14 protein-coding genes are annotated in these 15452 nt (G+C 31.1%); 10 read left to right on the top strand and 4 right to left on the bottom strand.

Going from position 1 to position 15452, the window contains the following annotated elements; genetic code table 11:
* Positions 1-30: 30 nt before the first annotated feature.
* From H6553_06325 to H6553_06280, 10 genes are all read left to right on the top strand, one after another.
* The gene (locus tag H6553_06325; GenBank protein ID MCB9033434.1) at positions 31-237 is read left to right on the top strand and encodes a helix-turn-helix transcriptional regulator; all 207 of its coding nucleotides are present in this window, start codon (positions 31-33) and stop codon (positions 235-237) included.
* A gap of 2 nt (positions 238-239) precedes the next feature.
* Positions 240-1187: a hypothetical protein gene (locus tag H6553_06320; protein MCB9033433.1), complete on the top strand. Its 948-nt coding sequence runs from the start codon at positions 240-242 to the stop codon at positions 1185-1187.
* A 49-nt stretch (positions 1188-1236) separates the two neighbouring features.
* Entirely contained in the window at positions 1237-3222 is a 1986-nt protein-coding gene (locus tag H6553_06315) for an N-6 DNA methylase (GenBank protein MCB9033432.1), read from the top strand.
* A gap of 1405 nt (positions 3223-4627) precedes the next feature.
* Positions 4628-5821 carry a protein tlpB gene (locus tag H6553_06310; protein MCB9033431.1) on the top strand — a complete coding sequence of 398 codons (1194 nt, stop codon included), beginning with the start codon at positions 4628-4630 and terminating at the stop codon, positions 5819-5821.
* 49 nt (positions 5822-5870) lie between these two features.
* Positions 5871-6917 (top strand): MBL fold metallo-hydrolase, encoded by a 1047-nt coding sequence (locus tag H6553_06305; protein ID MCB9033430.1) that lies wholly within the window; start codon positions 5871-5873, stop codon positions 6915-6917.
* A 79-nt stretch (positions 6918-6996) separates the two neighbouring features.
* Entirely contained in the window at positions 6997-7875 is an 879-nt protein-coding gene (locus H6553_06300; protein ID MCB9033429.1) for a pirin family protein, read from the top strand.
* Between the two features lie 69 nt (positions 7876-7944).
* The gene (locus tag H6553_06295) at positions 7945-8262 is read left to right on the top strand and encodes an N-acetyltransferase (protein ID MCB9033428.1); all 318 of its coding nucleotides are present in this window, start codon (positions 7945-7947) and stop codon (positions 8260-8262) included.
* 82 nt (positions 8263-8344) lie between these two features.
* Entirely contained in the window at positions 8345-8884 is a 540-nt protein-coding gene (locus H6553_06290; GenBank protein ID MCB9033427.1) for an NAD(P)H-dependent oxidoreductase, read from the top strand.
* A 2-nt stretch (positions 8885-8886) separates the two neighbouring features.
* Positions 8887-9192, top strand: coding sequence for a phosphoribosylpyrophosphate synthetase (locus H6553_06285; protein MCB9033426.1), 306 nt, complete (start codon positions 8887-8889; stop codon positions 9190-9192).
* A gap of 75 nt (positions 9193-9267) precedes the next feature.
* Complete coding sequence (locus tag H6553_06280) at positions 9268-10887, top strand: FAD-dependent oxidoreductase (protein ID MCB9033425.1); 1620 nt, start codon at positions 9268-9270, stop codon at positions 10885-10887.
* A 241-nt stretch (positions 10888-11128) separates the two neighbouring features.
* Here the strand turns inward: H6553_06280 and H6553_06275 are convergent, their stop codons facing one another.
* From H6553_06275 to H6553_06260, 4 genes are all read right to left on the bottom strand, one after another.
* On the bottom strand, positions 11129-11287 hold the full coding sequence (locus tag H6553_06275) for a hypothetical protein (GenBank protein MCB9033424.1): 159 nt from the start codon (positions 11285-11287) through the stop codon (positions 11129-11131).
* A 582-nt stretch (positions 11288-11869) separates the two neighbouring features.
* Entirely contained in the window at positions 11870-13039 is a 1170-nt protein-coding gene (locus H6553_06270) for a phosphoribosylformylglycinamidine cyclo-ligase (protein MCB9033423.1), read from the bottom strand.
* Positions 13039-13488, bottom strand: coding sequence for a DUF1569 domain-containing protein (locus H6553_06265; protein MCB9033422.1), 450 nt, complete (start codon positions 13486-13488; stop codon positions 13039-13041). Before H6553_06265 ends, H6553_06270 begins: the two co-directional genes overlap by 1 nt.
* Complete coding sequence (locus H6553_06260; GenBank protein ID MCB9033421.1) at positions 13488-15446, bottom strand: OmpA family protein; 1959 nt, start codon at positions 15444-15446, stop codon at positions 13488-13490. The genes H6553_06265 and H6553_06260 overlap by 1 nt, the downstream gene beginning before the upstream one ends.
* Positions 15447-15452: the final 6 nt, after the last annotated feature.

Here is a 15452-nt window from a genome sequence, read left to right as displayed (position 1 = left end):
CAGTTTTCTACAAATAGAGACTTTTGTGCTATGGACATTAAGCAAAAATTTGGCAATAACTTAAAACGTCTGCGATTAGAAAAAGGTCTATCACAAGAGAAACTTGCATTAATTGCTGAAATCGACAGGACATACATTCCAAGCATTGAAAAAGGCGAAAGGAACGTATCAATCGTTATTGCAGAAAAACTTGCCATTGCTTTAAATGTTCCAATTACAGAACTATTTAAAGACTAATAATGGATTTATTAAAAAACTATATCAATCGCAAATTCGGTATTGATGAAAACAAATTTTTGGAAGTACTTATCAAAAGTCCAGGAGCAGAAGGCTACATTTTAGGAAATCTTGGAGAAGAACTTTTTAAAGAATATGCTAACTCTATTGGTTACGAAGCGTTAAGAATAAAAGAAAAACCCGAAGGAGGAAATAATGCAAAAAGTGATGATGCAAGAGGGGATTTTTATATTCGTAAAATTGGGTCAACTAAAGATGAATGGTTAGTAGTGGAGTGTAAAGGAGTAAAATCTAATTCCGAAAAAAGAAGCGGTTTAACAAAAATTTCTTCTTGTTTGACATTACTCAATAAACATTCAATTGAGAGAAAAAAGCAAATTGAAAGCATTTACAATTCGGGCAGTCGAAATTACGAAAAAGCAAAAGTCAATTGGGAACAGAAAAATGCGGGTAACTTTCCGAAATTTCGTTGGAGTAAAGAAAATCCGGGTGCAGGAGTTCCTGATTTAACAGGACTTTGGAACTCAAAAGAGGACATTGCTAAATGGTTAAAATCATTCAAAGAAGAAGATTTTAACGAAAATGCTTATTGGGATTTGACCGCACCAATTCGTTTATTGCAAACGCATATGCCATCGACAAGAATAGATACAAAAACAAAAATTAAAAGCACAGGACCTTTGGTTTCTGAATTTAATATTTTATGTGTGGATTTGTTTTTGAAAACAGGAAAACACGAATTGGTTTTTGTAAATAGTACCGACTTGAATCATCAAGCCAAGTCTCCCAATCATTTGCAACAAAATTATACGATTGATATTTTGACTGCAAAAGACAATTTCCAAAGACACAAACTTTTAAAACCTTGGTATGACGACCTTGATTTGTGTATTCAAGAAACAAAACCGAAGTATAGAAAACTAGATAAAAGTCAATTAGACGGAAGATAATTTGCGTATTACACATTTGTGTTTTATTTTTGACACAAATGTGTAATATATGAATTCTTTATTTGACATAGAACTTTCCAAAGAAGATAACCTTTTAAAAAGGTTTGAGGAAATTCACGACTATATTTATGCCAATGACGGCTTGTCTCCGCAACAAACTTTGGAGGAGTTTGTAAAAATTTTGTTCATCAAAATTTTTGACGAAAACGAAAAACTAAAACAGTTTTCCGTTTCTTCTGAAGAATGGAATGATATAAAATTGGGTAAAAATGTTTCTTCATTTTCCGACCGAATAGCTGCTTTATTTGATAAAACACAAAAAGAATATAAAGACATTTTTGATACGGACGACCGTATAAAACTAAGTCAAAACGCTCTTGGTTTTACAGTCAATAAATTGCAGGGAATTTCATTGCTTGACTCATCGCAAGACGCAAAAGGATTGGCTTTTCAAAAGTTTTTATCGCACCACGAGAAAGACGGACGAGGACAATTTTTTACACCAGAGCCTGTCATTGATTTTTGCGTTGCAATTATGCAACCAAAAACAAGCGAAACAATTATTGACCCAGCTTGTGGAAGTGGCGGTTTTTTGATGTCGGCTTTGAAATATCTACAAATAAACAATCAAAATTTGAACACTTCAAAAACCGTTTCACAAAACATTTTCGGCTTAGACATCAATCGAAGTATTGCCCGAATTGCCAAAATGAAATTGCTTTTGGAAGCTAACGGAAAAACAAACATTCTTTGCACTAATTCATTAGAAGATTTAGACAGTATTAAACTTTCATTAGGTCAAAAAAATGGTTTTGATTTGATTTTAACTAATCCGCCATTCGGTGCAAAAATTACACAATCGTCTGTTTTGTCAAAATTTGACTTGGGTCATAAGTGGGGAAATCATGAAAAGGAATTTTATCAATCTAAAACAGTTTATGCCAATCAAAATGCCGAAATTCTCTTTATTGAACGTTGCTTACAACTTTTGAAAGAAGGCGGAAGAATGGCAATCGTTTTGCCAAACGGAAATTTTGAAAATCCGTCTTTGGAATATTTGCGTTATTATATCAAGCAAAAAGCAAAAGTTTTGGCTATTGTGAATTTACCACAAGAAACTTTTATTCCATACGGCACAGGCGTAAAAACTTCGTTGTTATTTTTAGAAAAAGACAGCAAAAACGAAGAACGTCAATATCCTATTTTCTTTGGTAGAGTTACTAAATTAGGTTATCAAGGCAACAAAAATGGAACACCACTCTACCAAAAAGACAAATTCGGACAAATCATAAAAGACAAAAATGGACAGCCAATTTTAGACGAAGATTTTTCGACAATTATTGAAGCATACAAATCATTTCAAAAAGGTAAAAATGTGGAAAATGACAACGCATTTTCAATCCAATTCAACGAACTTAATGGACGTTTTGACTTTGATTTTTATTCGCCCGAAAATCGTAAAATGTTTTCTAATTTGAATAACACAAAAACAGTTCGCTTGGGAGATATTTGTGAAATCGTGAAAATAAAAAGCAGAAAACTAAAAGACCCGAATTTGACTGTTGAATATGTTGAACTTTCGGACATCAATACTCATTCATACGAAATTATCAATTCAACAACTCACCAAGTTCACGAATTGCCAAGTAGAGCAAGTTATGAAATTGAACAAGGTGACATCATTACGGCGATTGCAGGAAATTCCGTAGGAACACGAAAACACGCAACAGCCTTTGTAATAGACGAGTTTGCAGGAAGTATTTGTACCAATGGTTTTAGAGTTTTGCGTAACTTTCAAATTGACAAATATTATTTGCTTTATTATTTGAAATCGGAAATGTTTTTGAAGCAAATGTTTATGTATCGTACAGGTGCAGCCATTCCAAATGTTTCAGACATTGACTTGGCAAACATCATTATTCATTTGCCAGAACAAAAAACAATTGAGGACATTAGTAATAAAATGAAAAAAGCATTTGAATTGCGACAAGCATCCAAAGAACAAATTGAAAGTATTGAATTAGAACTTGTGTAAAACTTAACGAAAAAAACGACTGTGCCTAACATCGGTGACCGTTGCACAACTTCTCACCCATCAGAGTTACTCGATAGAGAACTCTGTCTCACCATCAACTAACCGTCTATACTGAGTGAGGAACGAACGAAGTATCTCCTAAATCAAAAACACAACAACTAAAATAATCCTCGTCTTTGCGAACGGATGAAAGTAGCGAAGCAATATACTTTATAGCAGTCTAACGATTCAGATTGCCACAATTTTGTTCGTTCCTCTCAAAATTTCGCAATAGACGGTCTAATTATCAATTACATTTTACTTATAGTATCGAGAGCCATTTTTAACCAACCGTCTATACTAAGTGAGGAACAAACGAAGTATCTCCTTACTAAAACGAAAAATAAAAAAAAACTGCCATATTGGCACAAATTTAGTCACTTACTCCACTTCCGAAGTACGCTAACCCCCTTCCGAAGTGGGGGTAGCCACCTATTTTGTCAGTTTTACTTAGTTTTTAAGTAGCTCACCCCACTTAAAACATAAGCTGAGTTAGTTTTTACCCTAACTTGGTTTAGGTTTTAAGTATACCAACCCACTTATAGAAGTACAGGATACCACTTTAAACCTAAACTACATTAATGTTTTAACTCAACTAAGTTTATCTTTTAAGTCCCCTTCTTCCACTTGTATAAGTACCCATAGCCACTTTAAACATAAGCCAGCTTGGTTATTACCCTAACTTGGTTTGGTTTTTAAGTAGCTCGACTTATATTATTACTTAACTAACTGAGTTAAAAAGCGACCGAGTACACTTACAAAGTACCATAGCTTAGCATTTTTATTACTCAATTTAGCAAAAACATAAGCCAGCTTAGTTATTAACCTAACTTGGTTTGGTTTTTAAGTGGCTCGGCTTATATTATTACTTAACTGACTGAGTTTAAAAAGCGACCGAGTACACTTATAAAGTACCATAGTTTAGTATTTTTATTACTCAATTTAGCAAAAACATAAGCCAGCTTAGTTCTTAACTTAACTTGGTTTGGATTTTAAGTGGCTCGGCTTATATTAACCTGAGTTCGAGTTAAAAGCTATTATAAAATACCGTTTATCAACAATCTAAATTTAAACAGATATTAAAGGTGATACAGCTACGCTGTATTTTATAAATTTTCTATCATTTCTAATAAAGTTAAAGTACTACGCACTTATTAAGTTACTAAAATATGCAACTAATACAATATAAATCAAATACTTATAATTTCTTTAGGTGTTTTAAATTACTTAACTAAGCAAGCTAAAAAACAATCGAGTATACTTAATAACCACAACAACAATGAGTGCTATATACCAACTTTTAATTTTATTTATGATTTAAATACTGTTGCTTTTTCTTAATTTAGTCGCTTAATAATATGGAATTATGAGTGCTACAAAAAAATATTTGCCTTGGTTTTTTAGAATTTTAGTATTTGGTTTATTTGTGCTGTCTGCTGTAGCAAAGTCGTTTCCAATTTGGGCTTTCGAAAAACAACTAGTCGACCTAAAATTCTGTAATTGGTGTCAAGCACATTATTTAGCAAGATTTATTATTGCACTAGAATTAGCCATTGGTTTTGCCATGTTATTCAATAATTATATTAAACGAATTGTTATACCAATAACCATTGGCTTACTAGTAGTTTTTTGTATTCACTTAATCTATCAAATGATTCAATTTGGTGCAATGAATGGCAACTGCGGTTGTTTTGGTCAATTAATACCAATGACACCATTAGAAGCTTTTATTAAAAATATTATCACCATAGCTATTTTACTTTATTTGTGGAAAGTAGTAGAGGAAAAGCCAAAAGGTCAAAATAAATTGTTACCACTATTATTTATGTATACAAGTGCTTTGTTTTTAATGTTTGCCCTATTTCCTTTCGAATCATGTTTTGGCAAAGGTAAAGCTACATCAACAGAGCAAGTAGACATGATTTTAGAAGACAATCCATCTAACGAATTACTCAATGATATTCCAACAGATATTGCCAATGATGAGACACTAGATGATGAAATAGCTCAAACAACTTCTACTAATGATGACAATGAAATAAAAGCAGTAAGCAAACAGTTAGAAAAAACGCAAATAGCAGAAAATGCAATTGCTACAGAAAAAAAAGATAATACTACTGTAAAAACAACAGTAACTAAGTCGAATGAGCCAAAACCAGTGAAGTCTAAATTTTCAAAATACACTAGTTTTAATGGAAAAACTGTTAATCTAGACCAAGGTAAAAAAATAGTATGCATGTTTGTTATTGGTTGCGAACACTGTAGACATGCAGCCAAAGAAATCTGTCAAATGAAACAAGCCAATCCAAATTTTCCTGAAGTATATATTTTATTTATGGATGAAGAAGCAGAAAATGCACCAGATTTTTTTGCAGAAGCTGGTTGTAAAATTCCTTATAAAATTATAGATATTCCAGAATTTTGGACAGTAATGGGACCAACAGCCAATACGCCTGGAGTTTTTTACTTGTGGAATGGCAATATTCAAAAAAGTTTTGAAGGCACTGGAGACAATGCATTTAATGCAACAGCACTTAAAAAAGCAATAGAAGCAAAATAATATTATTCTTATTATTACCGCTCTCCTACTAATAAAAATATAAATTCCTATGGATTATCTAAAACAATTTGGTGGAAAAATAACCGACCAACACAAAGCAACTTATTCCAACTCAAAAAATTGGGATGGCAAACAGTTCATCAACCTAGAACCAACTGCTATAGAGGTAAGTTTTCAAAATTTACCTAAACTATTAAAAAAACAACTAAGCAATAGAAAGTTTAAAACACCAACTACACCAATTCCTATTATTCCTTTTAATATTGATGAATTCTTAGAACCAAGTCAACATTTAAAATTTATTTGGTACGGACATTCAGTTGTATTATTGCGTTTAAATGGAAAAACGATATTAATTGATCCAATGCTAGGTGATAACGCTTCGCCAATTGCTCCAATTACTACCAAACGATTTTCCGATAATAGTATTGATATCATTGATCAATTACCAGAAATTGATTTAGTGTTATTTACGCACGACCACTATGATCATTTAGATTATGCAAGTGTCGTTAAACTAAAATCGAAAGTAAAACACTATTTCGTAGCATTAGGTGTAGACCGACATTTAGAACGATGGGGAATTGATACTGCAAAAATGACTACATTCGATTGGTGGCAACAACAACAATTTATTGATATTAATATATCATTTACACCTACTCGTCATTTTTCTGGCAGAGGTTTAAGCGACAGAGCAAAAACTTTGTGGGGTGGTTGGGTACTGCAAACACCAACCGAAAATATTTATTTTAGTGGAGATGGTGGTTATGGCAATCATTTTAAAACCATAGGCGAAACATTTAAACACTTCGATTTTGCTTTTATGGAATGTGGACAATACAATGAACATTGGCATAAAATACATATGTATCCAGAAGAAGCCGTACAAGCAGCTATTGATGTAAATGCTAAAAAAGCAATGCCAGTACATTGGGCAGGATTTTCTTTAGCATTGCACGCTTGGACAGAACCAATAGAACGATTTATTGAAGCTGCCAATCAACAAAATTTGCCAATTATATATCCAAAAATTGGCAAACTCATTACAGCGTATAGTAATGACAATAATAGTTGGTGGAAACAATATTTGTAATAAAACAAATCACAGTTCTTATCATACATCAATGCACAGCCAAAATTACATAGCTAACTTTGCATAAAAAAGGTTTATTATGAAAACAAAAAATGTTGAAATGGTGGCTACACCTAGTGCACCACATTTCGTAGGAGATGGCTTTAGAGTTCATAACTTTATACCTAGCTATCCAAGATTAAATATGCATCGAATGGATCCATTTATCATGTTAGATTATAATTCGTTGTATCATTTTCCAGCAAGCGAACAACCAAAAGGTGTTGGCGTGCATCCACATCGTGGTTTTGAAACCGTAACCATTGCTTACAAAGGCAAAGTAGAACATCACGATTCTTCTGGTGGTGGTGGTGTTATTGAAGAAGGCGATGTACAATGGATGACTGCTGCAAGCGGTGTATTACACAAAGAATATCACGAAAAAGAATGGAGCAAAAATGGTGGCGATTTTCAAATGGTACAGCTTTGGGTAAATTTACCAGCTAAAGACAAAATGAGTACACCAAAATATCAAGCATTAAGTAACAAGGATATTGCAAAAGTAATGCTAAATAATAATAGTGGACAAGTTGAAGTTATTGCAGGCGAATATCAAGGTACAAAAGGAAGTGCTTTTACTTTCACTCCAATTAATATGTTCAATGCTAAATTAAATAAAGGAGGAAGTGCTACCTTTAATTTTCCTGAACATTATAATACAGTAGCATTAGTAATTGAAGGAAATATCACTATTAATGATACTGAGAAAGTACCTACCAATAATTTAGCTTTGTTTGAAAATAAAGGCGAAACATTTACTATTCATGCTAATGAAAATGCAATTGTTTTAATTTTAAGTGGAGAACCAATTAAAGAACCTATTGCTGCTCATGGACCATTTGTAATGAATACCAGAGAAGAATTAGTTGAAGCATTTAATGATTTTAACTTAGGCAAATTTGGCTATTTAGCAGATTAATACTTAAATTGTTTATTAACTAATGGCTGGTGTAGACACCAGCCATTTATAAAACTTAAAATAAATTATATGAAAGAAGAATTTATAAATATTCCATTGGTTAACAATGAAGAAGAATCTAGGTTTGAAATTAAAATAAACAACCATTACTCTTTTATAGAATATAGAGTAATCAATAATTTATTAGCATTAATACATACCGAAACACAGCCAGAGTTAGCAGGAACTGGTGCTGCTACTGCTGTAGTAGAAAAAACACTTCAGTATGTAGATGAAAACGACATTAAAATTCTGCCATACTGTCCTTTTATATTGGCATATATTAAAAAACATCCTGAATGGAAAAAAGTAGTTGATAAACATTTTAGAGCTTACGACGAAATTTAGCATTTAAAGTCAATTCTTTTTAATTGACATATTTTTTAAAAAACAAAGTCTATTATACACATAATTTCAAAACAAATATTTTATGAAAATACTCGCATTTGCAGGTAGTAATTCTTCTACCTCAATTAATAAAGCATTAGTACAATTTGTGCTAAAACAATTTCCAGAGCACGAAATAAATCTAATTGATTTAAACGATTTTGAAATGCCTATTTTTTCTATAGATAGAGAAAAAAATGGTATTCCCAATGAAGCTCATTTATTTCTAAAGCATATAGAAGATGCCGATATTATTATTTGTTCTTTAGCAGAACACAATAGGTCGTATACTGTTGCATTTAAAAATATATTCGATTGGAGTTCAAGAATCAATGTAAAAGTATTTCAAAATAAACCAATGTTGTTAATGAGTACATCGCCAGGTGGTTTTGGTGGTGGCAATGTTTTAAATACAGCAAAAACTTTTCTTCCACAGTTTGGGGCAGCTATTAAAGCGACCTTTTCTTTGCCAAAATTCTACGAAAACTTCGATACATTTAGTGAATCGTTCACAAATCCAGAACTTTTAGTAACTTTAAATCAAACTATTGAAGAATTCAAACAAAGTATCTCACAAAATTAATTATGGAAGCATATAATAACATCGTAGAAGCAATTAATGCATTAAAACAACAAGGATATACAGAAGATTTTAATTTAAAGCAAAATTGTTTAGAGTGTAGCAATGGCTCCTACAAAGTTTTTCACAATGAATTTGAAATAGATAAATCATTTAGATTTGAAGCAGATGACTCAAGTCCAGACGGTGAGTCTATTTTATATGCAATTAGTTCTAACAAATATCAAATTAAAGGAATAATGATAAATGCATATAGTATTTATTCTGATGATATTGCAGATGAGATGTTAGAAAAACTAAAATTTACATAATTATGTAGAATATTTTTGTCTTTTCTAAAAACTTCGTAGTAAGATTTTAGGAATCTAATTATAAAAACTAAAACTATGAGAAAACCAAAAAACAAAACACTTAGTACTTTATTAAGTTTATTAAATCAAGAGATTATTGCTAATGGTTGGTGTCGACACCAACCATTTATAAAAAGCAGAAGAAAATTCATTAGCAATGCTGCAAAAGCAAGTGTAGGTGCAGGTATTGCACTGTCATTACCTAATCTACTGACTGCTTGTAAAAATAAATCTGATGAAAACATTTTAGATGTTGCCATTTTAGGTGGTGGAATGGCTGGTTTAAATTGTGCTAATCATCTATTACCAAGTAATTTATCTTTTCAAATATTTGAAGCAAGTAAACGATTAGGTGGTAGAATTTTGACACACTATAACGATTCGCTTGGCTTAGGTATTTTTCCTGAATTTGGTGGCGATTTTATTGATTCTGACCATGAAGATATGCTTGATTTGGCAAAAGAATTTAATTTGGAATTAATTGATTTAGTAGAAGAACAAGAAGTAAATAATTATATTAAAGACATATATTATTTTGATAATAGAAGTATTAGTGAAACAGAAATCATAGCAGAGTTTAAAAATATCGCTCCAAAATTAGTAGCAGACATTGATGCTTTAGGCGAAAATTATGATACAGAAAAAGCAATTGCACTTGACAATACACCATTATCCGATTATTTCAAATCATTAAACTGTAAGCAATGGTTAAAAGATATTTTAGATGCAGCTTATATTGCAGAGTTTGGATTAGATTGTAGTGAACAATCTACACTAAATTTTTTAGATATGATTGACACCAATACCAACGATGGATTTAAAGTATTTGGTGCTAGTGATGAACGCTATAGAATTAAAGGTGGCAACTCTAAAGTAATAGAAGCATTGGTTGGAAAAATTGGTTCAAACAAAATAAAAACCAATCACGAAGTAAAAGCTATTAAAGAACAAAAAGATAGTACTTACCTAATTACATTCACAGACGAATCTACTGTTGTAGCAAAGGCAATTGTTTGTACTATTCCGTTTACTATTCTTAGAAAAATAAAACTCGATTTAAAAAATATATCTTCTAAAAAAAGAAAATGTATTGATGAATTAGGTTATGGTACTAATACAAAATTGGTGCTAGGATATAAAGATCGACCTTGGCGAGAACAACCAAATCATGCTATGGGTTATTTATTTCATAAAGATATTTCAAATGGCTGGGACGGAAGTTATACAAAAACAGAAAATAATATAAACAATGCATATATTTGTTTTTTTGGTGGAAAATTCTCAGAGAACTTAAATGCACAATCCTTCAAGAATAAAATGGCACCACCAACACATGTTTGGAAAACTGAATTACCAGAACAAACAGTAAATAAAATGGTAGACGATTTAAACTCAGTATTTCCTAAATCAAAAGAAAAATTCTTAGATAAACATGTTTTTGTCAACTGGATAGATTATCCTTTTGCTAAAGGAAGTTACAGTTGTTATAAAGTCGGACAATGGTCAACCATTGCTGGATTAGAAATAGAACCAATTGGCAACTTTTTATTTGCAGGCGAACATTGTAGCGAACTATTTCAAGGATTTATGAACGGAGCAGCAGCAACTGGCAAACAAGTAGCAACAGCAATTTTAGAAAGCATTAAAGTAAGTTAATACTTCAAAAAAAATATTTTAACCCTGCTGTACATTTGGGCGTTAAAACCCAATACAAGAAAAATGGAAACTTTGTACTTTTCTTGAAGATTATAAAGCGTAAAGAATAATTGTGTAGCAAAAAAATAATGTAAAACTAAAAACACTTGGTATAATAGAAGAAAGTTATACAGTTGCACTGTATTTTATTTATAAGGTTATAGTTTTTCTAATAAGGTTGAAGTGCTATGCACTTTTTTGCTTAGTCTAAAATACTTCTCCATTTATCCGTTTCTGCATATTGTTTGATGTACTGATTTCTTGATTGTAGTAAATTTGTCATATACTTATTTAGAAAAAGAACTTCTGCAACTCGTCCAAGAAATCCTAATGGTGCTTCATAATTAAATCTATCAATCATTACTACTTTATCTGTTTTTAATTCAAAATAATGGTCGTGAATTATATATTTAAAGATACCTTTAATTTGTTCATATCTAAAATGAAATGGTGCATTAAACTGAGTAATTTATGGTATAATATTTCTGTCGGTGAAGACACCGACCGATAAAAGCAAATCAAAACAGCGTTGAATATCATTGCAATCTATATAAGTGATTAGTGAAAGCGTAGGCATATATTTTGTATTCAAAATCCTTATAAGTTCAACAAAAAATAGATGATTTTGTTTGGTGATACACTCGAAAAAATGTCAGAAGGAAACTTCTGACAGCACGAAAAATATTTCGGTCGGTGAGGACACCGACCGATAAAAGCAAATCAAAACAGCGTTGAATATCATTGCAATTAATATAAGTGATTAGTGAAAGCGTAGGCATATATTTTGTATTCAAAATCCTTATAAGTTCAATAAAAAATAGATGATTTTGTTTGGTGATACACTCGAAAAAATGTCAGAAGGAAACTTCTAACAGCACACAATATCTAGCTGCACAATATAAAAAAAACTGGTCGGTGAAGACACCGACCGATAAAAGCAAAATCAATATTCAAAAGTTCCGTAGGTAGAATTTATAGTCAGCTTTTTTGTAGGTGATGCTTCTACTCTACCAATAATTTTTGCATCTATATTAAAACTGTTCGCAATACTAATTATTTCATTCGCAAATTGTTCCTCACAATAAAATTCTAAACGATGTCCACAGTTAAACACTTGGTACATTTCACTCCAATTGGTTTTGCTTTCTGCTTGTATAATTTGAAATAAAGGTGGAATATCAAACAAACGATCTTTAATTATATGATATTGATCGATATAATGTAGTATTTTTGTTTGTGCACCTCCACTACAATGTATCATTCCATTAATATTATTTACACCAATAGTTTCAATTACTTTTTTTACAACTGGTGCATATGTTCTGGTTGGCGACAACACCAATTTTCCCATATCTAAAGGAACATTTTCCACTTTATCTATAAGTGATTTTGATCCACTAAAAACAAAATCGTAATCGGTATTTTCATCAAAACACTCTGGATATTTTTCTGCATATATTTTATCAAACACATCATGTCGTGCAGAAGTTAAACCATTGCTTCCCATACCACCGTTGTACTCTTTTTCGTACGATGCTTGTCCAAAAGAAGCCAATCCAATAATAACATTTCCTGCTTTAATATTGGCATTGTCAATAACTCCTGATTTTTTAATTCTTGCAGCCATTACAGCATCAACAACTATTGTTTTAACTGTATCACCAACATCTGCAGTTTCGCCACCCATTGCATGAATAACAATTCCGTGTTGTGCTAAATTTTCAACAATTTCATTTGTGCCATCAATTATTGCTTCAATAACATCACCAGAAACCAAGTGTTTATTACGATTAATAATAGACGACATCGTAAAATTGGTAGTAGCACCAACGCAAATTAAATCGTCTGTATTCATAACAATAGCATCTTGAGCAATGCCTTTCCAAACTGATAAATCGCCAGTTTCTCTCCAATACATATACGCCAAAGACGACTTAGTTCCTGCTCCATCTGCATGCATGATGTAAGCGTAGTTGTCATCATTAGCTAAAAAATCTGGATAGATTTTGCAAAATGCTTGTGGAAATAAACCTTGATTGGTATTTTTTATTGCCTTGTGGACTTCATCTTTGGTAGCAGAAACGCCTCTTATATCGTATCGATTTTCACTCATTACACACCAAATTGTTCTAAGTGATGATTTAAGTGTTTGTACATAGCTGTTCCCCACATTTCTTTTTTCATTACGCCAAAAATTGGATGTACGCCAGAGAAATCTGTAGCTATTAAAAAGGCATTATAGGTTTGTAGAAATTCTGTTTTGGCTTGATTAAAATTTTCATCTGTTTCTACAATAAATTCTTTAGCTGTCATTAAATTTTTTGGCCATTTATTAGCTAAAGTAACTATAAAAAAACGAGTTACTGGATTAGCTGCTAAAACAAATAGTTTGTCTTTTTCTACTGTAATTTTTTTAATAGGAACAGCAAAGGCAATGTCCATGTGTTTTAACATTTGAGACACTGACATTTTTCCCCATTTTCTTGTAGAATTTTCGTTGAGTTGATTTAATCGTGCTTGAATTTCTTGTTGTGTCGATGTATCAAATAAAGATTTAGCCATTATTTATCGTTTAATATTTTAAAGCTTGTTCTTCTGTTTTTCTGATGTTGTTCTTCTGTACAATCTGTACAATTACATTTTTCAATTGGGTTGTTTTCTCCATAACCTTTAGCAACCAATCTGTCTGCACTAATGCCATTTTGCACTAAATAATTGACTACACTTTCTGCTCTTTGTTGCGATAATTTTTGATTATACGCTTCCGTTCCTCTACAATCTGTATTTGAAGCCAATTCTATTTTTATACTTGGATTTTCTTTTAGAATAGTAATGAGTTCATTTAAGCTTGCTTCTGCATCTTTACGAATATTAGCTTTATTATAATCGTAGTATATATTTTCTAGTACAATTTCTACATCTTTAAATATTTTTTGTAATAGTATATTTTTTGTAATAATTATAGTATCGCCATCTTTTAAATTGGTATATTGTTGCGTATTAATATTATCTGTTTTAGACAAATAATTATCTTTTGAAACTAAAAAGTTAATATTTTGATTTGGTGATAATATAATTTGTGTTTGACCTAATTCATTTGTTTGCACTGTTTTATTTTGATATGCAATCGTAGCATTTTGTACCGTTTGTTTTCCTATAACCGTAGAGCTTGGATTATTGAGCTCTTGATATTGATTTTCTTCTACCAAAATATTACAAACAATAACTGGTTTTGGCAACACTACTGGAATTTCTTCTTGTTTAGGTTGAATGCTTTCTACAAACAAGATATCATCTTTATTACCAAATCTATTAGAAGTTAGATAAGCAGTCATAGCAATATCTTTAGATTTATTAGGTAATTTTTGTATGTAAAAATCGTCGCCATTAGAATTAAATGGTTCACCTATATTTTGAATACTATCGTATATTTTTCCATTTAATTTAGCAGAAAAAATATCTAATCCACCATAACCTATATGTCCATTACTAGAAAAATACAAAGTATTATCATCAGCAATTGTAGGAAAATACTCCTCTCCTTTTGTATTTACATTTCGTCCTAAATTAATTGCTTGTGTAAAGTTGCCTTCATTATCTTTTTTAGAAAAATAAATATCTCTTCCACCATAACCTTGATTTTCTACATCCGAAGTAAAATATAAAATTTGATTGTCTGGTGAAAGGTATGGCTGACCTTCATTCGACTTTTCATTAAAAAATGTTAGTCTTTGTGGTGTTGACCATGAACCATTTTCTTTCAAAAACGACTGATAAATATGACAATAATCATCGGTTTCTTTTTCTTTAGAACCACATTTAGTAAAGTACGCTTCTTTGCCATCTTTACTAACCACTAACTCAGCATTGTGATATGGTGCATTGAAATAATCAGCAATTTTAATATTAGAAAATGTAGTATCATTATCTATAGTTGCTTGATAAATTTTGGTGTACGCTTCTCCATTGTATGCATCTTTACCTTCATCATTATTTCTTGTAGAAGAAAAATAAAGTGTGTTGTCTTTTTTAAATGAAGCAAAATCGCTTGCTGATGAATTTAACTCATTTAATGGTTTTACTACAAAATTTTGTTCGCTTTTATTATCAACAATTTTGCTTAAAAAATCTATCTCTTTTTGAAATAAAACTTTTTCTGATTTATGGTCTGCTACATATTGATTTAAAACTGTAAGTGCTTCGTTATAGTTGGAATTACTTTTTAACGAATTAATATATTTTTTAACTGTATTTTCATTTTGTTCAATATCAAATGCTTTTTTATTCCAGTCTAAAGCTTGTTGGTATGCTTGTTGATATTCAAAACTCTGTGCAATTTGTTGTGCAATTTTAATTTTATCTGCATTGCTTTTTGCATTACTAAAATCTTTTTGTAGTAATTTACTAGCAACAGTATAGTGTTTTAAATTATATGCAGTAGCTCCATCTTTAATCTTAGCTGTAGAAGAACAAGCACTAAGTAAAAACAATACTAATATTATATATAAATATTTTATCATTAAATA

Source organism: Chitinophagales bacterium (assembly GCA_020636535.1).
Taxonomy (GTDB): Bacteria; Bacteroidota; Bacteroidia; order Chitinophagales; family JADIYW01; genus JADJSS01.
This window is presented reverse-complemented; position numbering and strand designations above follow the sequence as displayed.

What these genes read in the sequence shown, in the direction of transcription:
- H6553_06275 (MCB9033424.1), bottom strand. Translation starts at nt 11,287, where the DNA reads ATGATTGATAGATTTAATTATGAAGCACCATTAGGATTTCTTGGACGA.
- H6553_06285 (MCB9033426.1), top strand. Translation starts at nt 8,887, where the DNA reads ATGGAAGCATATAATAACATCGTAGAAGCAATTAATGCATTAAAACAA.
- H6553_06265 (MCB9033422.1), bottom strand. Translation starts at nt 13,488, where the DNA reads ATGGCTAAATCTTTATTTGATACATCGACACAACAAGAAATTCAAGCA.
- H6553_06305 (MCB9033430.1), top strand. Translation starts at nt 5,871, where the DNA reads ATGGATTATCTAAAACAATTTGGTGGAAAAATAACCGACCAACACAAA.
- H6553_06290 (MCB9033427.1), top strand. Translation starts at nt 8,345, where the DNA reads ATGAAAATACTCGCATTTGCAGGTAGTAATTCTTCTACCTCAATTAAT.
- H6553_06310 (MCB9033431.1), top strand. Translation starts at nt 4,628, where the DNA reads ATGAGTGCTACAAAAAAATATTTGCCTTGGTTTTTTAGAATTTTAGTA.
- H6553_06320 (MCB9033433.1), top strand. Translation starts at nt 240, where the DNA reads ATGGATTTATTAAAAAACTATATCAATCGCAAATTCGGTATTGATGAA.
- H6553_06325 (MCB9033434.1), top strand. Translation starts at nt 31, where the DNA reads ATGGACATTAAGCAAAAATTTGGCAATAACTTAAAACGTCTGCGATTA.
- H6553_06280 (MCB9033425.1), top strand. Translation starts at nt 9,268, where the DNA reads ATGAGAAAACCAAAAAACAAAACACTTAGTACTTTATTAAGTTTATTA.
- H6553_06300 (MCB9033429.1), top strand. Translation starts at nt 6,997, where the DNA reads ATGAAAACAAAAAATGTTGAAATGGTGGCTACACCTAGTGCACCACAT.
- H6553_06315 (MCB9033432.1), top strand. Translation starts at nt 1,237, where the DNA reads ATGAATTCTTTATTTGACATAGAACTTTCCAAAGAAGATAACCTTTTA.
- H6553_06270 (MCB9033423.1), bottom strand. Translation starts at nt 13,039, where the DNA reads ATGAGTGAAAATCGATACGATATAAGAGGCGTTTCTGCTACCAAAGAT.
- H6553_06260 (MCB9033421.1), bottom strand. Translation starts at nt 15,446, where the DNA reads ATGATAAAATATTTATATATAATATTAGTATTGTTTTTACTTAGTGCT.
- H6553_06295 (MCB9033428.1), top strand. Translation starts at nt 7,945, where the DNA reads ATGAAAGAAGAATTTATAAATATTCCATTGGTTAACAATGAAGAAGAA.